The 19547-nt window shown below is 64.8% G+C and carries 16 protein-coding genes; 10 read left to right on the plus strand and 6 right to left on the minus strand.

Annotated elements, in window-relative coordinates; all coding sequences use genetic code 11:
* Positions 1-125: 125 nt before the first annotated feature.
* Entirely contained in the window at positions 126-1184 is a 1059-nt protein-coding gene (locus tag HU735_RS08260) for a glycerophosphodiester phosphodiesterase family protein (protein ID WP_186713101.1), read from the minus strand.
* A gap of 142 nt (positions 1185-1326) precedes the next feature.
* Between HU735_RS08260 and HU735_RS08265 the strand changes: the two genes are divergently transcribed.
* The 4 genes from HU735_RS08265 to HU735_RS08280 all read left to right on the plus strand — a co-directional run bounded on the left by HU735_RS08265 (position 1327) and on the right by HU735_RS08280 (position 6557).
* A complete protein-coding gene (locus tag HU735_RS08265) occupies positions 1327-2343 on the plus strand; it encodes a DUF4917 family protein (RefSeq protein WP_186713102.1) in 1017 nt (338 codons plus the stop codon).
* 76 nt (positions 2344-2419) lie between these two features.
* On the plus strand, positions 2420-2941 hold the full coding sequence (locus HU735_RS08270) for an RNA polymerase sigma factor (RefSeq protein ID WP_050703944.1): 522 nt from the start codon (positions 2420-2422) through the stop codon (positions 2939-2941).
* Positions 2938-3885, plus strand: coding sequence for a FecR domain-containing protein (locus HU735_RS08275; RefSeq protein ID WP_186713103.1), 948 nt, complete (start codon positions 2938-2940; stop codon positions 3883-3885). Before HU735_RS08270 ends, HU735_RS08275 begins: the two co-directional genes overlap by 4 nt.
* A gap of 119 nt (positions 3886-4004) precedes the next feature.
* A complete protein-coding gene (locus HU735_RS08280) occupies positions 4005-6557 on the plus strand; it encodes a TonB-dependent receptor (RefSeq protein ID WP_186713104.1) in 2553 nt (850 codons plus the stop codon).
* Positions 6558-6590: 33 nt separating this feature from the next.
* Here the strand turns inward: HU735_RS08280 and HU735_RS08285 are convergent, their stop codons facing one another.
* The 4 genes from HU735_RS08285 to HU735_RS08300 all read right to left on the minus strand — a co-directional run bounded on the left by HU735_RS08285 (position 6591) and on the right by HU735_RS08300 (position 9557).
* Entirely contained in the window at positions 6591-7085 is a 495-nt protein-coding gene (locus tag HU735_RS08285) for a DNA-binding protein (RefSeq protein ID WP_186713105.1), read from the minus strand.
* Positions 7085-7357, minus strand: coding sequence for a hypothetical protein (locus HU735_RS08290; RefSeq protein WP_028690183.1), 273 nt, complete (start codon positions 7355-7357; stop codon positions 7085-7087). Before HU735_RS08290 ends, HU735_RS08285 begins: the two co-directional genes overlap by 1 nt.
* A gap of 168 nt (positions 7358-7525) precedes the next feature.
* Positions 7526-8752, minus strand: a complete 1227-nt coding sequence (locus tag HU735_RS08295; protein WP_186713106.1) for an SAM-dependent methyltransferase — start codon at positions 8750-8752, stop codon at positions 7526-7528.
* A 196-nt stretch (positions 8753-8948) separates the two neighbouring features.
* Positions 8949-9557: a TPM domain-containing protein gene (locus tag HU735_RS08300; RefSeq protein ID WP_186713107.1), complete on the minus strand. Its 609-nt coding sequence runs from the start codon at positions 9555-9557 to the stop codon at positions 8949-8951.
* Positions 9558-9760: 203 nt separating this feature from the next.
* Between HU735_RS08300 and bglX the strand changes: the two genes are divergently transcribed.
* The 5 genes from bglX (at position 9761) to HU735_RS08325 (ending at position 18113) form a co-directional block, all read left to right on the plus strand.
* On the plus strand, positions 9761-12052 hold the full coding sequence (gene bglX, locus HU735_RS08305) for a beta-glucosidase BglX (protein ID WP_186713108.1): 2292 nt from the start codon (positions 9761-9763) through the stop codon (positions 12050-12052).
* Between the two features lie 118 nt (positions 12053-12170).
* The gene (locus tag HU735_RS08310; RefSeq protein ID WP_186713109.1) at positions 12171-13928 is read left to right on the plus strand and encodes an ATP-binding protein; all 1758 of its coding nucleotides are present in this window, start codon (positions 12171-12173) and stop codon (positions 13926-13928) included.
* Positions 13922-15256, plus strand: a complete 1335-nt coding sequence (locus tag HU735_RS08315; RefSeq protein WP_186713110.1) for a sigma-54 dependent transcriptional regulator — start codon at positions 13922-13924, stop codon at positions 15254-15256. Before HU735_RS08310 ends, HU735_RS08315 begins: the two co-directional genes overlap by 7 nt.
* A 278-nt stretch (positions 15257-15534) precedes the next feature.
* A complete protein-coding gene (locus HU735_RS08320) occupies positions 15535-16836 on the plus strand; it encodes an MFS transporter (protein ID WP_177330821.1) in 1302 nt (433 codons plus the stop codon).
* Between the two features lie 125 nt (positions 16837-16961).
* Entirely contained in the window at positions 16962-18113 is a 1152-nt protein-coding gene (locus HU735_RS08325) for a Fic family protein (protein ID WP_186713111.1), read from the plus strand.
* Positions 18114-18123: 10 nt separating this feature from the next.
* Here HU735_RS08325 and HU735_RS08330 read toward each other — a convergent pair whose 3' ends face one another.
* Positions 18124-18876 carry a hypothetical protein gene (locus tag HU735_RS08330; RefSeq protein WP_186713112.1) on the minus strand — a complete coding sequence of 251 codons (753 nt, stop codon included), beginning with the start codon at positions 18874-18876 and terminating at the stop codon, positions 18124-18126.
* A 344-nt stretch (positions 18877-19220) separates the two neighbouring features.
* On the opposite strand from HU735_RS08330, the gene HU735_RS08335 reads away from it, so the two are divergent.
* Positions 19221-19547, plus strand: coding sequence for a hypothetical protein (locus tag HU735_RS08335; protein ID WP_186713113.1), 327 nt, complete (start codon positions 19221-19223; stop codon positions 19545-19547).

The following is a 19547-nucleotide window of genomic DNA, read 5'->3' on the forward strand; positions in this document are numbered from 1 at the left end:
CCAAGGCGCCGCGACGAGTCATAGCAGGGCTATGGCGAGGAGTGGCAACGCCGGCCGGGCGCCCAAGACGCCGCCAAAAGTGAACAGCTTATTTCCGAGACAGGACACTAGCATCATCTTGTCGATCAGTAACCCAGCTTGCGCAGCAACTGGCCCTCGTTCTGCGGCAACGGCCTGCCATAGAAGCGCATCAGCTCAGCGGCGCGGTTGGTGAAGATGCCATCGACGCCGGCTTTCATCGCCTTGTCGAAGTCCACCGCCTCGTCGAGGGTGTAGACGTGCACCAGCAGGCCCTTGGCATGGCTGGCCTGGTTCATCCAGGGCTGGATCAGGTCGGAATAGCTCTGCTCGCCCAGGTGGGTGCGGATCGCCGAAGGGCCGGTGCCGATGGCGCCGCCGGCCTTGGCGTAGTCGAGCCAGCGCTCGAACTCAGCGCGGTCCTTTGGTTGCTGGCGGGCGTAGAACGCCGACTTGTCCTGCTCGCCGGATTCGGCGAAGTCCTGGCCGGAGGCCGGTTCGATGCTGCCCTTGGCCACCCACAGCAAGAGGATCTTCGGCACCTGCGGCATGGCTTCGTGCAGCAGCTTGAGGCTGTTGCGGTCGAAGGTCTGCAACACCACCCGGCCCGGCTTGTCGAGCCAGCCGCGGGCCTCGAGGCGCTTCTTCAGGTCCTGCTCGATGCCGGGGAACTGGGCCGGTTCCTTGGTCTCGATGTACAGGCCGGGGTGACGCTCGGGGTTGCCTTCGGCGATGTCGATCACCTCGTCCAGGGTCAGGATGCGCTGGCCCTTGAACGCATCCCGGGCACGCTCGGGATAGGCCTTGTTGAACCAGCTGCCGGCATCCAGCGCCTTGAGCTCGGCCAGGGTGAAGGCGCTGACCGGGCTGGCCTTGCGCTCCGGGTAACGTTCGGCGACGTCGCTGGTGCGGGCCAGCACATCATCGTGGACCACTACCAGCACGCCATCGCGGGTGCGCTGCAGGTCCATTTCCAGGTAGTCGGCGCCCAGCTCTCGGGCCAGCAGGTAGGCGGGGGTGGTGGACTCGGGTGCGTCGAACGAGGCGCCGCGATGGGCGATCACGGCCGGATGAGGAATGTCCTGGGCGCTGGCGAGGGCCTTGCCGTCAGTGGCATGGGCGACAGAGCTCGCCAGCAGGGTGGCCAGGAGAAAGGTCTTGTACATGGGGAGTCCTTTGCAGATCGGGGCCGGCCTCCGGAAGACGCCGGCAAGGTCAACGGTGCAGTCCTTGAAGGCGCAAGCCTCGCACACTCTGCATGACATGCTAAAGTCCCCGGCGTTTTCCGCCACACCCAACGGACCACCCATGCCCGCTCTCGACGCCCACCTGCCCTCCTGGGCCGACCTCAACCAGCGCCACCCCAGCACGGCCCTGCTGCTGGGCAACGGCGCCAGCCGCGCGCTGTGGAAACCGTTCGGCTACTTCTCGTTGTTCGAGCAAGCCCAGCAGGTGCGACACAAGGCGCTGGGGGTGAGCGACCAGGCGCTGTTCAAGGCCCTGGGCAGCGAGCTGTTCGAGCCGGTGCTCAGCACCCTGAACACCACGGTACGGGCCAACGCCGCACTGGCGATCAACTCCACCGCGCCGCTGAACCGCTATTACTCGATCAAGGAAGCGCTGATCCACGCGGTTCGCGCGGTGCACCTGCCCTGGCCGCTGTTCCCCGACGCTACGCGCACGGCCATCAACCAGGCGCTGCGCCAGTACCGCACCGTCTACACCAGCAACTACGACCTGATCCTGCCCTGGGCCGTGGCCCAGGATGCGCAAGGTTTCTCCAGCCTGTTCGACGAGCAGGGCTTCTTCGATGTGCGCCGCAGCCAGGTCGAAGGCATTCGTGTGCTGCACCTGCATGGCGGCATGCACCTGCTCAAGTTACCCGATGGCAGCACCCGCCAGCGTGGCGCGGAGCAGGCCGAACTGCTCGAAGGCTTCGCCGTCAACATCCCTGGCGAAGTGCCGCTGTTCGTCAACGAGAGCCGCAGCGACGACAAGCTGCGCGCCATCCGCCACTCGGACTACCTGTCCTGGAGCCTGGGCCAGCTGGCCCGCGAACAGGGTGGCCTGTGCCTGTTCGGCCAGCATCTGGACGCCAGCGACCAGCACCTGCTCGAGGCCATCCGCCAGGCACGGCCCCGGCACCTGGCCATCGCCATCCGGCCATTGAGCGAGGCCTCGATCATCAACCAGAAGCAGCACTTTATCGACCGTTTCGCCGATCTTGACCAAATTCCCCTGCATTTCTTCGATTCAGCCAGTCATCCCCTGGGGTTGGCCGAACTGGCGATTACTGTGCCCGCCAGTCACGCTCGTCGACATTGAATCGGCAACTTTGCAAATGTAAATAATTCTCGATAAGATCCGCACCCTTTCCTCCACGCCAGCCCGGAAAGCGTGCATGCAGCGCCCCAAGCCCGACCCTGTCGCCCACGGTTTCTATGCCGACATCCTGCATTTCCTGCGCAAGCGCATGGACAATGCCAGCGATGCCGCTGACATGACCCAGGATGTGTTCGCCCAGTGGCTGGGCTACCGGGACCGGGCCAAGGTGGAGCAGCCCCGCGCGTTCCTGTTCCAGGTGGCGCGCAACCTGCTGAGCGACCATTGGCGACGGCAGAAAGTCCGCCACGCGGTGCTGGCCGACGACAACCTGCCCGAAGCACATGAACCACCGGCCAATGACCCGCTGGACCATGCCCAACAGCAACAACGGCTGAATCAATTGCGCCAGGTGCTCAGCGAACTCTCGCCGCGACGCCGCGAAGCCCTTATGCTGCACCGTTTCGAAGGCCTGACCCAGGCCCAGATCGCCGAACGCATGAACATTTCCGTCAGCATGGTCGAGAAGCACATCGCCGCCGCCCTGCTGCAATGTAAGCAACGCCTGGACAGTGACAACGGCACGGAGCAGTTCCCATGACCCCCACCGACGAGCTCGACCCGCGCCCGATCGACGCCCAGGCGGCGAGCTGGTTCAGCCGCAACCGCAACCAGCCGTCGCGCCAGGAGCGCAAGGCGTTCGCCCTGTGGATGCAGACGCCCGAGCACACCCGCGCCTACCGCCAGTTCGAACAGTTGTGGGATGACCTGGCCGCGCTCAAGCAGGCCAACCGCCCCGTGCCCTTGCCGGTGCGCCGCACGCCACGCTGGCGTCCGGCCCTGGCAACCGCAGCGGCCTTGGTCTGCGCGATGCTGGCGGGCAACCTGGGGGCGGGCAGCACCGCCTTCAGCCAGCGCATCGCCGCCAGCCAGGCCTTGCAGACCCTGCAACTGCCCGACGGCAGCCAGCTCTTCGTCAACGCCCAGACCCGCCTGCGCCTGGACTTCAGCGCCGAGCGCCGGCTGATCCATCTCGACCACGGCCAGCTGTACATCGAGGTGGCGCCGGACAAGGAGCGCCCCCTGTTCGTCGATGCCGGCAGCGGCCGGGTGCGCGTGGTCGGCACCGGCTTCGACCTGCGCCGTGGCGAGCGCGAACTGGTGGTGGCGGTCGCCCACGGCCAGGTGGCGTTCGATACGCCGGGCGAGCGACACCCGCCCGTGCTGCTCGGTGCCCGTCAGGGCGCCACCTACGACCTGGCGCGTGGCAGCCTGACCCGTCACGAACTCGGCGAGCAGCAGGTTGCCGATTGGCGCGAGGGCCATGTGAGCTTCCGCAACCGCGAACTGGCCAGCCTGGTCGACGAGCTCGGCCTGTATCGCCAGCACCCGGTGGTGCTGGCCGATCCGGCACTTGGCCGCTACAAGGTGTCCGGCAACCTCGACGTGCACGATCCGGACGCCCTGCTCAATGCCCTGCCCGCGCTGTTGCCGGTCAAGACCACCTTGCTCGCCGACGGGCGTCTGCGCATCGAGCGACGCTAAAAAATAATTTGAGAATTTTTATCATTCGCAGGTGAGGTTTTGTCGCAACGCCGCGTCTTCCTCCCCGCCTGCCGCGTGATGGCGGGCTTTTTCCGGCCTTTTGCCGTTTGGGGGAATCCATGTTGTCCGCGTTGCGTCCTTTGCACTGCCTGCCTGTCCGACCCACCCTGCTGGCCCTGTGCCTGGCCATGAGCCTGGCCGCCGAAGCCGCGCCGGTACCCTTTGACCTGCCGGCGCAACCGCTGGCCCGTTCGCTGAGCCAGTTGGCCCAGCAGGCCAAGGTCCAGTTGCTGTTCGACGAGGCCCTGCTCGGCAGCGCCCAGGCACCGGCGCTCAAGGGCGACTTCGAGGCCGAGGCGGCCATCGGGCGCCTGCTGCAGGGCAGCCGCTTCAGTGTCGTGCGCATGGGCAACACCTACGTGGTGCGCCTGCGCGAGGACGACCCGACTGCCGATAACAGCCTGCAACTTGGGGCCGTGAGCATCGTCGGTGACGGCCAGCAAGTCGACGCAGGCAACGTCGGGCGCTCGACCCTCGACCAGGAGCAGATTGACCGCTACCAGCCCAGCAACATTCCAAGCGTGCTGGCGACCCTGCCGGGAGTGAACATGGGCGGCTCGTCCAAGCCCGGCGGCCAGACCATCAACATCTGGGGCTTCGGCGACGCCGAGGACGTGCCAATGACCCTCGACGGTGCGCCCAAAAGCGGCTTCGAGCGCTATCAACAAGGCACCATATTCATCGAGCCCGAGCTGATCAAACACATCGAGGTCGAAAAAGGACCGCACTCGGTCAAGACCGGCAATGGCGGTTTCGGCGGCAGCGTCAACATGGAGACCAAGGACGCCGGCGACCTGCTGCAGGAGGGTCGCAACAGCGGTGCGATGCTCAAATACGGTTATGGCAGCAACGACCACCAGCAGATCTACAGCTCGGCATTGTTCGGCCGTACCGACGACGGTCGCATCGACGGCCTGGTGTATTACACCAAGCGCGACGGCGGCAACCTGAAGATGGCCGATAGCCTGCCCGACCCCACCGGCAAATGGCCGATCAACCCTCAGCGCATCCCCTACAGTGCCCTGGACCTGGATGGCGCCCTGCTCAAGACCAACATCCATTTCACCGACGAGCACAGCCTGGGACTGTCCTGGGCACAATCGGAAAGCCAGCGCTGGACCACGTTCTCATCGACCGCCTTCAGCACACCGCCCACCGCGGCGGATATCCAGAAATACGGATACGAAGCTGCCCTCAAACGTTTCCTAGCCAACCGCCGCACCATCGACACCACCTGGTCGGCCACCTACAAGTACCAACCGATCGAGAACCCGTGGGTGGACCTGCAGGTGAAGTACTCCGAATCGGACACCAAGCAGACCGATGAGCGCGACGCTACGGCGTTCTTCCAGCCCGCCACCGGTGGGCGCAAGATGGATACCGAGTACAAGGACCGCATGCTCGATGTGAAGAACACCAGCACCTTCCTCAGCGGCCCCCTGGAACATGCTTTTACCGCTGGCGTGCAGGTGCGCCGCCATGACCGGGACACGCAGATGTGGATGCCCGGCAAGACCTACGAAGTACCCAAGTACAACTATGGCCACTACCAGCCGTACTTCATGCCCAGCGGCCAGGTCGACAGCCAAGGTTACTACCTGCAGGACGCCATCACCTTCGGCGACCTGACCATCACCCCGTCGTTGCGCTACGACCACGTGACCAACGAGGGCAAGCCCAACCAGGCGCCGTACTACAACAACCCGGCGGCTGGCCACGACTACAGCGACAAGACCTACAGCGGTTGGTCGCCACGTCTGTCGCTGTTCTGGAAAATGAACGAGCAGACCGCGCTGTTCGCCGACTACAGCAAGACCTGGCGCGCCCCGGTGCTTGATGAACAGTATGAAGTGCAGGGTGTCGGCAGCCGCACCGCCACCAGTCGCAACCTCGACCCCGAGCGCATTACCGGTGTGCGGGTGGGGAGCATCAGCACCTTCACCAACGTGTTCAGCCAGGGTGACAGCGCGCAGATTCGCACCATGGCATTCCACAACAAGGTCACTGACGAGATCTTCAAGGCCACCGGCATCGGCTGCCAGGAACAGCTGGTAAACGGCGGCACCATCGCCAACACCTGCGGCGACGGACTGATGGGCAACTACCGCAATATCGGTGACGTAACCTACAAGGGCTTCGAGATCGAGACCTTCTACGACGCCACCTATTGGTTCGGGGCGGTTTCGTACTCGTGGATGGAAGGTCGCCACGAGGGCGCCTACACCAATCCTTGGGGCCCCGACGTGTGGGCCAAGGATGTGCCGGCGCCGAAATGGATCACCACCCTGGGGGTCAAGATTCCGTCCTGGGACGCCCGTGTCGGCTGGACCGCACAGTTCGTCGGCGCCACCCACCACCTGCCCAGTGACAAATACTTCGAGGGCCCGGCCAGTGCCCTGGGCGACCGCTACTACGACAACTTCGGCAACGAGAAGTACGAGATTCACGGCCTGTTCGCCAACTGGAAACCCCAGCAGCCGTACCTCAAGGGCACCGAGGTCAACCTGACCGTGGACAACCTGTTCAACAAGGCCATCCGGCCGGAGCTGTCAGGCGAGAACGCCTACACCCAGGGGCGCAATGCCAAGATCAGCGTGACCCGGTTCTTCTGATCCTGCGCAACGGCGATGATGCAATGGACTGCATCACCTGCCGCTCGCCACCCGCTCCTGTGCCCTGGCGACATTCACCTGCATCGCCACGACAGCCAGTTCATGGAGCGCCTGGGCAACGGCGTGGGTACCCCGCTCCTGCATCCAGGCCAGGATGTCGGCCAGGTGCCAGAGCGAAAGGCTGCCGTCATGCACCGGGGCCGGGAAGGTGCGGTGATGCGTGAGCATGAGCTTGCGCATGTTCTGCCGGGACACCCCCACCAGCGCCGCCACATCGGTCAGGCCGACCAGGTCGGGACTGGCCTCGATCAGGCGGGCCTCCGGCAAGACCTGCCGGACATTCTCCAGGGCGCTGTGCATCGCCTCCCATGCAGACTTGCCCTCGCGGGCAAAGGCCAGGGCCAGGCGGCCGGGCTGACCGCTACCGACCACCGCGTCATCGCAACCGGCCTCTCCCAGAAGCTCGATCAGTGCATCGACGTCCACGCCGTCGTGCAATTGGTACTTGAGGGTGAATTCGTACTCCATCACTTTCGCTCCACTGGCTGTTTGACGATCCCGCGCATCGACGTGCAGTTGTCCACGACCCGGCGTAACTGGCGAGCGAAGGTGCCCGGATTTCTGGGCGTGCTCCACACGCTGGTGATGCAGAACTCGCCACAGCGGCACTCGCGGTCGTTGTTGGGGCAATAGATCCGCCCCCAGCAATGGCCGCCCCGCACCGTGACTTTCCAGCCCTGCGCCTCAGCGTGTGCCAGGGACTGCTCGACTTCCTTGTTTGGATGGAGAGGACGGGCCATCGATTGAGCTCCAGTATGGGCATGGAAGAAAGGTTGTCAAGTGACAACCAGGCGACGCCGACGGACGTCACCACAAGCCAGACTAGGTGCCAGGAAGGCTGCAACAGGCTCAGAAGGGCTCTTTCGGAAACGGCCTAACCGAAACTGGGAAGGTGCTGTAGGTTTCAATCACCCAGCAATCAGGCCATCCGCCTGCAGCAGGGTTTCCAGGCAATGCTCGCGTACCCCATAGAACGCCTTGAGCTCGGCGATCTTCTCCAGCAGCGCGGCATTGTCCTGGGGCTGTCGGCGCTTGACCGCAAGAATCATCTTGTTCTTGTTGGTGTGCTCGAGCGAGATGAACTCGAACACCTTGGTCTCGTAGCCACAGGCCTCAAGATAGAGCGCCCGCAAGCTGTCGGTGAGCATTTCGGCCTGCTGCCCCAGGTGCAGCCCGTACTGCAGCATGGGCTGCAACAGGCCGGGGCTGCGCAATTGCGGACGAACCTGCTTGTGGCAGCACGGCGAGCACATGATGATCGCGGCGTTGCAACGAATGCCGGTGTGGATGGCGTAGTCGGTGGCAATGTCGCAGGCATGCAGGGCGATCATCACGTCGATGGCCTCAGGCACTACGCTACGCACATCACCGCACTCGAACACCAGGCCCGGATGCTCCAGGCGCGCGGCGGCGGCGTTGCACAGCTCGACCATGTCCGCACGCAACTCGACACCGGTGACCTGCGCCTCACGCCCGAGAGTATTGCGCAAGTAATCGTGCATGGCGAAGGTCAGGTAGCCCTTGCCCGAGCCGAAGTCGGCGACTTTCAGGCACTGCTGTTCGTCCACCGGCGCGCCGCTCAAGGCATGATCGAAGACTTCGATGAACTTGTTGATCTGCTTCCACTTGCGCGACATCGACGGGATCAGCGCGCCTTGCGCATCGGTCACTCCCAGGTCGCGCAGGAAGGGTCGCGACAGTTCCAGGTAGCGTTTCTTCTCGCGGTCGTGCCCGCCAGCCCCCGTCTCGCGTGGCGCCGGCTGGGCCTGGGCCAGGTGGCGGCGTAGCATCGGCTTGCCCTTCTTGCTGAACTCCAGCTGCACCTCGCCGGTGGCGGTGAACAGGTGCGCATTGCGAAAGCTCTCCGGCAGCAGCTCGGCCACAAGCGCCAACGCCGGGGCCAGCTCCAGGTTGCGGGTGATGTCGCGAGTCTGGTGACGGTAGACCATCGACAGACAGGCCTGGCCCTTGATCTGTACCGCTTTGGCGATGATCCGCTGCAGGGTCTGGTCGGCGCCGACATGACGGGCCAGCACCAGCTTGCTCAGGCTGCCATCGGCCAGGGCATCGGCGAGCAGGCTCAGGAACTGGGCACGCGCGTCCGGCGCGGTGGGGGCGGAGGAAGGGGACGACATGGGAACGGGTGCCTCGGAATGCGGGGGGCGCTATGCGCAATGCCAGGCATTCTACGTTGATGTCCGGCCATCGCGAACCCCTGTGGGAGCGGGCTTGCCCGCGAAACCGATAACTCGATGCATGACACCGGCTTCGCCGGTGTTCGCGGGGCAAGCCCGCTCCCACAACAACAGGCATTGATTCAGACCACAAGAATCAGTCGAGAATCACCAAGCGGTTAGGCAGCTCATTGCGCGCATGGGTGGGTGGCACGTGTTCGCTGAGCAGCTCACCGCAGGCCTCGATGCATTCGACGAACCCCTGCAGGGTATGGCCCTGGCGCACCTGGTCGGTGAAGCGGGCGACGATCGCCTCGCGCGCCTGCTCCGGCAGGTGCCGGGCAATGCCTTCGTCGACCAGGATCTCGACATGACGCTCGGCTTCGCTGACGAAGATCAGCACCCCCGTGGCACCAGCGGTACGCTGCAGGTTGAGTTCGAGAAACTGCTGGCGGGCCAGCCCCGATGCACGCCTGCGCCGCAGCACCGACGGCACCACCCAGGCCGCCAGGCGCGGGTGGCGCAGCAGCAGACACAGGCTGATGAAGGTCAGCATCTGCGCCAATAGCAGGCCGTTGACGCCGATACCGCCCAGCCACAAATGCAACGCGCCGGGGATCAGCAAGGCCAACAGGGCGGCCCAGAGCAACGGCAAATAGGGGAAGTCGTCGGCGCGGCGGGCCAGCACGGTCACCAGTTCCGCATCGGTACGCCGCTCGGCACGGGCGATCGCCTCGGCGATCTGGCGCTGTTCGTATTCGGTCATGCCTTCGTCTCTCGAGCGTTCTTATCGTTGTTATCCCGGCAATCGGGTGGGCGAGAGTGTATCTCAACAAACGCCTCATATAAGGCATAATCCGCGACTGCGCCGGATCATGGATGAATGATCCACAGAACCGCCAGCGGACGCGACAACAACAGGCGTACGAAACGTCTCGGCCAGCCGCTTATCACTCGACAACGGAATTGATGATGAAACTGTCTTTGCTGGGCCTGGCCATGGGCCTTGCCAGTCAGGCGGCCCTTGCCGCCCCTACCGCCGCGCCCCTGCAAGACAAGCAGGCGTTCATCGACCATCTGGTCGGCCAGATGACCGAGGCCGAGAAGATCGGCCAGTTGCGCCTGATCAGCATCGGCCCCGAGATGCCCCGCGACAAGATCCGCGAGGAAATCGCTGCCGGACGCATCGGTGGCACCTTCAACTCGCGTACCGCTCCCGAGAACCGGCCGATGCAGGACGCGGCCATGCGCAGCCGCCTGAAGATCCCGATGTTCTTCGCCTACGACACCATCCACGGCGAGCGCACCATCTTCCCGATCGGCCTTGGCCTGGCCTCGTCCTGGGACATGGACGCCATCGCCAAGGTCGGCCGCACCTCGGCCATCGAGGCCGCCGCCGACTCGCTGGACATGACCTTCGCGCCGATGGTCGACATCGCCCGCGACCCGCGCTGGGGGCGCACCAGCGAAGGCTTCGGCGAGGACACCTACCTGACCTCGAAGATCGGCCAGGTGATGGTCAAGTCGTTCCAGGGCTCGAGCCCGGCCAACGCCGACAGCATCATGGCCATCGTCAAGCACTTCGCCCTGTACGGCGCGGTGGAGGGCGGGCGCGACTACAACACGGTCGATATGAGCCTGCCGAAGATGTACAACGACTACCTGCCGCCCTACCGCGCCGCGCTCGACGCCGGTGCAGGCGGGGTGATGGTGGCGCTGAACTCGATCAACGGCGTGCCGGCCACCTCCAACACCTGGCTGATGAACGACCTGCTGCGCAAGGAGTGGGGCTTCAAGGGCGTGACCATCAGCGACCACGGCGCCATCCAGGAACTGATCCGCCATGGCGTGGCCCGCGACGGCCGGGAAGCGGCCAAGCTGGCGATCAAGGCCGGCATCGACATGAGCATGAACGACACCCTCTACGGCGAGGAACTGCCTGGGCTGCTGAAGTCCGGCGAAGTCAGCCAGGCCGAGCTGGACCAGGCGGTGCGTGAAGTACTGGGCGCCAAGTACGACATGGGACTGTTCAAGGACCCCTATGTACGTATTCCCAAGGCCGAAACCGACCTGAAGGACTACTACGCCGAAGACCGCCTGCACCGTGACGCCGCTCGCGACGTGGCACGCCGTGGCCTGGTGCTGCTGGAAAACCGCGAGCAGACACTGCCGCTGAAGAAGTCCGGCACCATCGCCCTGGTCGGCCCGCTGGCCGACGCGCCGATCGACATGATGGGCAGCTGGGCCGCCGACGGCAAACCGCAGCACTCGGTTACCGTGCGCGAGGGCCTGCGCCGCGCCGTCGAAGGCAAGGCCAAGCTGGTCTACGCCAAGGGCTCGAACGTGACTGGCGACAAGGCCATGTTCGACTACCTGAACTTCCTCAACTTCGACGCCCCGGAAATCGTCGACGACCTACGTCCGGCCGCCGTGCTGATCGATGAAGCAGTCAAGGCCGCCAGGCAGTCGGATGTAGTGGTGGCCGTGGTCGGCGAATCCCGTGGCATGTCCCACGAATCGTCGAGCCGTACCACCCTCGAGATCCCGGCGGTGCAACGTGACCTGATCAAGGCGCTGAAGGCCACCGGCAAGCCCCTGGTGCTGGTGCTGATGAACGGCCGTCCGCTGTCGATCGCCTGGGAGCGCGAGCAGGCCGACGCCATCCTCGAGACCTGGTTCAGCGGCACCGAGGGCGGCAACGCCATCGCCGACGTACTGTTCGGCGACTACAACCCGTCCGGTCGCCTGGCCATCACCTTCCCGCGCTCGGTCGGGCAGATCCCGATGTACTACAACCACATGCGCATCGGCCGCCCGTTCACCCCGGGCAAGCCGGGCAACTACACCTCGCAGTACTTCGAGGAGCCCAACGGCCCGCTGTACCCGTTCGGCTACGGCCTGAGCTACACCAGCTTCGAGCTTTCGGGGCTGGCGCTGTCGCAGAAGGAACTCAAGCGTGGCGGCACCCTGCAGGCCAGGGTGACGGTGAAGAACACCGGCAAGCGCGATGGCGAGACCGTGGTGCAGCTGTATATCCAGGACCAGAGCGCGTCGATGAGCCGCCCGGTCAAGGAGCTGAAGAACTTCCAGAAAGTCATGCTCAAGGCCGGCGAAGCGCGAACCTTGACCTTCGACATCAGTGAGCAGGACCTGAAGTTCTACAATGGCCAACTACAGCACGTTGCCGAAGCCGGCCAGTTCAATGTGCAGATCGGCCTCGACTCGCAGGCGGTACAGCAGCAGAGCTTCGAGTTGCGTTAAGCAGGTTCGGCCCCTTCGCGGTCAAGCCCGCTCCCACAGGATTGTGCATGTCCCCTGTGGGAGCGGGCTTTCCCCATGATGAGGCCGGCACAGACAACCGAGATCCCGGATCCGCCCCATGCCCTCATCCTTCCGCGCCCTGCGCCTGGGTTTGATCATCCTGCTGATCCTGGTCGGCACCACCCTCAGCGCCGGCTGGGCCATGCACCAGGCCAAGCGCCAGGCCATGGAAACCGACGCCCGTCGGGCCAGCGAGCAACTGGGCCTGTACGCCAATGCCCTGCATACCCTGATCGAGCGCTACCGCGCCCTGCCCGCGGTGCTGGCGCTGGACCCAGAACTGATCGCCGCCCTGCGCGGCCCGGTCACCGAGCCGGTGCAGGACGCCCTGAACCACAAGCTCGAACGCATCAATGGCGCCGCCAACTCCTCCACCCTGGAGCTGCTCGACCGCACGGGCCTGGCCATCGCCGCCAGCAACTGGCGCCTGCCGACCACCTATGTCGGTTCCAACTACGGCTTTCGCCCCTACTTCAAGCAGACCCGCAGCCAGGGCAGCGGCCGCTTCTACGCCGTCGGCGTGACCAGCGGCGTGCCGGGCTACTTCCTGTCCAACGCGGTGAACGACGAACACGGCCGCTTCCTCGGCGCCATGGTGGTCAAGCTGGAGTTCCCGGAGCTCGAGCGCGAGTGGCGCCAGGGCAGCGACATCCTGCTGGTCAGCGATGCCCGCGGGATCACCTTCATCGCCAACCAGGACGGCTGGCGCTACCGCGAGCTGCAACCGCTGTCCGGCGCCGACCGCGCCGAACTGGCCGAAACCCGCCAGTACGACAAGCAGCCGCTGGTGCCCCTGCAGCACCAGGCCCTGACCCGCTTCACCGACACCAGCCACCTGACCCGCGTCCAGGGCCCGGATGGCACCGCCGAGTACCTGTGGGAGCGCCTGCCCCTGGAGGCCGAAGGCTGGACCCTGCACCTGCTGCGCAAGCCGCAGGTCGCCGAGGACGGGCGCAACGCCGCCCTCGCCGCCGCGGCAATCTGGCTGAGCCTGGTGTTCGCCGTGCTGTTCGTCAGCCAGCGCCTGCGCCTGGCCCGCCTGCGCCAACGCAGCCGCGAAGAGCTCAAGCGCCTGGTCGAGGAGCGCACCCGCGAACTGCATACCGCCCAGGAAGGCCTGGTGCAATCGGCCAAACTGGCGGCACTGGGGCAGATGTCGGCAGCCCTGGCCCACGAAATCAATCAGCCGCTGACCACCCAGCGCATGCAGCTGGAAACCCTGCGCCTGCTGCTCGATCATGGTCGCCATGACGAGGCGCGCCAGGCCCTGGAGCCGCTGGAGCAGATGCTGACCCGCATGGCCGCGCTCACCGGCCACCTGAAGACCTTCGCCCGCAACAGCCCCGGCGGCCTGCGCGAGCGCCTGGACCTGGCCACCGTGGTCGACCAGGCGCTGCACCTGCTGGACACCCGCATCCGCGCCGAAGGCGTCGAAGTGGCGCTGTACCTGGCGCGCCCGGCCTGGGTACGCGGTGACGCGATCCGCCTGGAGCAGGTGCTGATCAACCTGCTGCGCAACGCCATCGACGCCATGGCCGACAAGCGTTACAAACGCCTGGAGATCCGCATCGAGGCCGACGATGCGCAGTGGCGCCTGAGCGTGCTCGATTCCGGTGGCGGCATCCTCGACTGCGACCTGGACCGGGTCTTCGATCCGTTCTTCACCACCAAGCCGGTCGGCGAAGGGCTGGGCCTGGGCCTGGCCATCTCCTATGGCATCGTCATCGACGCCGGTGGCCGCCTGCAGGTCGAGAACCTGCCGGGCGGTGCCCGCTTCAGCCTCACCCTGCCCCGCGACCTGGAGCCTGTATGTTGAATTCGGTGATCGTCGTCGACGACGAAGCGAGCATCCGCACCGCGGTGGAACAATGGCTGAGCCTGTCAGGCTTCAGCGTGCAGCTGTTCGCCCGCGCCGAGGACTGCCTGGACAGGCTCGAGCCGCACTTCCCCGGGGTGATCCTCAGCGACGTGCGCATGCCCGGCATGTCCGGCCTGCAGCTGCTCGAACGGTTGCAGGCGAGCGACCCCGACCTGCCGGTGATCCTGCTCACCGGCCATGGCGACGTGCCCATGGCCGTGGAAGCGATGCGCAATGGCGCCTATGACTTCCTGGAAAAACCCTTCACCCCGCAACACCTGATGGGCAGCCTGCGCCGCGCCCTGGAAAAGCGCCAGCTGGTCCTGGAGAACCGCCGCCTGCATGAACAGGCCGACTTCAAGGCGCAGCTGGAGAACACCCTGCTGGGCATGTCCCAGGGCCTGCAGCAACTGCGCCGCCAGGTGTTGGAGCTGGCCGGCCTGCCGGTCAACGTGCTGATTCGTGGCGAAACCGGCAGCGGCAAGGAGCGCGTGGCGCGTTGCCTGCACGACTTCGGCCCGCGCGCCGACAAGCCCTTCGTCGCCCTCAACTGCGCGGCCATTCCCGAGACGTTGTTCGAGGCCGAGCTGTTCGGCCATGAGAGCGGCGCGTTCACCGGTGCCCAGGGCAAGCGTATCGGCAAACTGGAGTACGCCAATGGCGGCACCGTGTTCCTCGACGAAATCGAGAGCATGCCCCTGGCCCAGCAGGCCAAACTGCTGCGGGTGATCCAGGAGCAAAAGCTCGAGCGGCTGGGCGCCAACCAGAGCATCAGCGTCGACCTGCGCATCATTGCCGCGACCAAGCCGGACTTGCTCGAGGAAGCCCGCGCCGGGCGCTTTCGCGAAGACCTGGCCTACCGCCTGAACGTCGCCGAGCTGCGCTTGGCGCCGCTGCGCGAACGGCGTGAGGACATCCCGCTGCTGTTCGAGCATTTCGCCCGCGCCGCCACCGAACGCCTCGGGCGCAGCGCCCCGCCGCTGAGCGGCGTGCAGCTGGCGCGCCTGCTGGCCCACGATTGGCCGGGCAATGTGCGCGAGCTGGCCAATGCCGCCGAACGACATGCCTTGGGGCTGGGCTCGCCGGCCCTGGAGATCGAGTCCGGCGGGCAATCCCTGGTCGAGCAGATGGAAGCGTTCGAAGCCCAGTGCCTGCGCGCAGCACTGCGCCAGCACAAGGGCGAGATCAAGGGCGTGATGGAGGCATTGCAACTGCCGCGACGCACACTCAATGAAAAGATGCAGCGCCATGGGTTGTTAAGAGAGGACTTTCTTGAGCGCGAATGAGCGGATTATTGCTCAGTAAATCAGGCCAACAAGCGGAAAACCGCCTATCCGGTGCCGTTGTTTCACACCTCATCGCGGGACAAGCCCGCTCCCACGAAGGTCTCTGAAACGCAGGCGGCACAGGCTTTGCGTGGAAGCAGGCTTTCCCCCGCGACGCCCTCGAATGGATCACCACGCACTCATCTGGCACACCTCCTGCAAAACCCTTCTCAAGCTGCGCCTCGAGCGCGCTCCACAAAAACAACGAGAAGGTATCCCTGATGGATAACGCCAGCACTCTGCCCACCGGGGCGGCCGTTGCGCCCGCCGCGCAAAAGTCCACCGCCAGCCGCCTCAAATCGATCTTCAGTGGTTCCATCGGCAACATGGTCGAATGGTACGACTGGTACGTCTACGCCGCATTCTCGCTGTACTTCGCCAAGGCCTTCTTCCCCGCCGGCGACACCACCGCCCAACTGCTCAACACCGCCGCGATCTTCGCCGTGGGCTTCCTCATGCGCCCGATCGGTGGCTGGCTGATGGGCCTGTACGCCGACCGCAAGGGCCGCAAGGCGGCACTGATGGCCTCGGTGCTGCTGATGTGCGCAGGCTCCCTGGTCATCGCCCTGACGCCTGGCTACGAGACCATCGGCGTCGCCGCGCCGATCCTGCTGGTCGTCGCCCGCCTGATGCAGGGCCTGTCGGTAGGTGGTGAGTACGGTACCTCGGCCACTTATCTCAGCGAGATGGCCAGCAAGGAACGCCGTGGCTTCTTCTCCAGCTTCCAGTACGTCACCCTGATCTCGGGCCAGCTCATCGCCCTGGCGGTGCTGATCGTCCTGCAGAACACCCTGACCACCGAGGAGCTGTATGCCTGGGGCTGGCGCGTACCGTTCGTGATCGGCGCGCTGTGCGCGGTGGTCGCCCTGTACCTGCGCCGTGGCATGGAAGAGACCGCCTCCTTCACCAAGAAGGAGAAGTCCAAGGAAAACCTGATGCGCACCCTGCTGCGCCATCCCAAGGAACTGATGACCGTGGTCGGCCTGACCATGGGCGGTACCCTGGCCTTCTACACCTACACCACCTACATGCAGAAGTACCTGGTCAACACCGTGGGCATGAGCATCAGCGACTCGACCACCATCTCGGCGGCCACGCTGTTCCTGTTCATGTGCCTGCAGCCGGTGATCGGCGGGCTGTCCGACAAGATCGGCCGACGTCCGATCCTGATCGCCTTCGGCGTGCTCGGCACCCTCTTCACCGTGCCGATCCTCAGCACCCTGCACACCATCCAGACCTGGTGGGGCGCGTTCTTCCTGATCATGGCCGCGCTGATCATCGTCAGCGGCTACACCTCGATCAACGCCGTGGTCAAGGCCGAACTGTTCCCGACCGAAATCCGCGCCCTGGGCGTCGGCCTGCCGTACGCCCTGACCGTCTCGATCTTCGGCGGCACCGCCGAGTACGTGGCCCTGTGGTTCAAGAGCATCGGCATGGAGACCGGCTTCTACTGGTACGTCACCGCCTGCATCGCCTGTTCGTTGCTGGTGTACGCGACCATGAAGGACACCAAGCAGCATTCGCGGATCACCACCGACTGATCCCTCCTCGCAGAACTGAAAGGGGCGCTCCGGATGACCGGGCGCCCCTTTTTTAATGGACCGTGAGCCGAATAATAGCGTCATTCGGCTCACAAAATGAGCCGAATGGCGCTATTATTTGGCTCATGACTCCAAAAGCGCACACGGCTGCAGACACCGTCTGGGTCTGGCAGCAGGCCGACTGGCCCGACTTTCGTTGGGACGCGGCACAACTGGCAACCTTGCTCAGGGACTGCGTCCAGACGCAGGGTTGCCTGCTGGGCAGAGCGGGGGCGGTGACCGAGGCCAATGCCAACCTCGATACGCTCGATACCCTGCTGCAGAACATTGTCACGTCCTCGGCCATTGAGGGCGAGCAGCTCAATGTGGAGTCCGTTCGCTCTTCCTTGGCCCGCCGGCTCGGCATCGCTGAGCCGGGGACGACCACAACACGCAGCGAGGGCCTGGCCGAACTGATGGTGGACGCGGCCATGGGCTATGTTCGGCCTCTGGATCAGCAACGCCTGTTCCTGTGGCACTGCTGGCTGTTCCCCGAGCATGACACCAAGCTCGCACCACCCATGCCAGTCGGCGCATGGCGCGACGATGCCCCGATGCAGGTGGTGTCGGGGCGTATCGACAAACCCAGGGTGCATTTCGAAGCACCGCCGCGTGCTGGCCTGGAGCAGCAGGTGCAGCAGTTTCTCGACTGGTTCGAGTACAGCCGCAGCGATCGGCAACTCGACCCCCTGCTGCGCGCGGGGCTCGCCCATTTCTGGTTCGTCACCTTGCACCCCTTCGCCGATGGCAATGGCCGCCTGGCCCGCGCCATCACAGACCTGGCATTGGCCCAGGGCGAGCAACGGGCGGTCCGTTTCTACGCCATGTCCAGCAGCATCCTGGAAGACCGGGCCGGCTACTACGCAGTCCTTGAAAGCAGCCAGCGCGGTGGGCTGGACGTCACACAGTGGCTGGCCTGGTTCCTTGCCACCTTGCTGCGCAGCCTCCAGCAAGCGCTGGTGCGCATCGACCGGGTGCTGGCCAAGGCACGCTTCTGGCTGATCCATCGTGGCGACGGCTTGTTGCCCGAACAGGTCAAGGTGCTCAACCGCCTGCTCGATGGTGGGCCTCGCGGGTTCGAGGCCGGTATCAGCGCCAGCCAGTACCAGGCGGTGGCCAAGGTATCCAAGGCCACGGCCACCCGGCACCTTGCCGACCTGCTGGATAAGCACTGCCTGGTTCGCCTGCCCGGCGGTGGGCGAAGTACCCGCTACAGGATTGATACCCGAGAGACCTGAACAAGACCGGTTACGACAACTCGGCCACCCGCTGTGGCTCGCGACGCTGGTAATAGGTGGCCATCAGCACCAGTACCAGCAGCACGCCGCCAAGCACCAGCGATGAGCCGACTGTGCCGAAGTCCAGCCCGCCTTTCTCGTGTGACTTGGTCAGCACGTCGCCCAGCGTGGCACCGAACGGACGGGTGAGGACGAAGGCGATCCAGAACAGCACGACGCCCGAGATCTTCGTCCAGTAGCGGGCTGCGGCCACCAGCGCGATCGCCGAGCCGATCAGCAGCGCGCCACCCGCGAAGCCCAGGCCGGAATCATCGGCCAGGTAATCGCCCAGGGCGGTGCCCAGGGTGTTGGAGAACAGGATCGCTACCCAATAGTACAGCTCGCCACCACGATTGCGGATGCGGCTGACGTCCAGCGGGTTGCCGCTCAGGCGCCACAGGGCAAAGGTCAGCAGGAGAATGCCGATCAGCAGTGCCGAGCCCATGGCGTAGCCCATGCCCAGGGTCCGGTCCATGAAATCGGACATGGTGGTACCGGCGGTACTGGTGGAAAGGATCACCAGCCAATACAGCATCGGGTGATATCGGCGCGAGTAGAGCTGGGTGACCAGGGTCACCAGGAACACGCTGATAAGCAACAGCGAACTCATGGCGTAGCCGATGTCCAGGGTCATCGACAGCAGGTCGCCGGCCGTCTCGCCGAGGGTGGTGGCGCAGATCTTCATGACCCAGAAGGCCAAGGTGATTTGCGGGAGTTTGTTCATGGGTGTGCCGCTCCAGGGGTTCAAGTGCGGCGATGGTGGCGAGCGAAGCCTGAAAAATCGGTTTGAGCCGCATGAAAAATCCGTTGATTGCTTAATCCCCAGGCTCGCGTGCCCTTAACTCCCCATTAATTTCCGCCTTTCATCTTTGTCGAACTGGAAAATTCATTGGCGGTCGTGCTGCACGCCACAGGCGATGCCCACTGCAAGCCAGGGATAGCCGCACCCTTAGCAATCGAATAAACAGATTTTTATGCGCTATTTTTTGCGCTTTTTTATCGATTTTATAGGCGTAGCATTGAACCCATAGAAACAACAACCCCTAGCAACTCACCGGAGCAACGACCATGAAAAACAAACTGATCCTCACCCTCGCCCTCTCTGTTCTGACCACTGGTGCCTTTGCCGAAGACGGCTTCGATCGTACCGGCGCCCACACCTTCGCTGCCGTGCAGAGCCAGTCGGCCACCTACGCAGAAGATGGCTTTGATCGTACCGGCGGCCAGCGCTTCGCCGAAGACGGCTTCGACCGCACCGGTGGCCAACGCTTCGCCGAAGACGGCTTCGATCGCACCGGCGGCCAACGCTTCGCAGAGGACGGCTTCGACCGCACCGGCGGCCAACGCTTCGCCGAAGACGGCTTCGACCGCACCAACGGCCACCGCATCAGCTGA

The sequence above is a fragment of the Pseudomonas sp. BW16M2 genome (assembly GCF_014268865.1).
Classification (GTDB): Bacteria; Pseudomonadota; Gammaproteobacteria; order Pseudomonadales; family Pseudomonadaceae; genus Aquipseudomonas; species Aquipseudomonas peradeniyensis.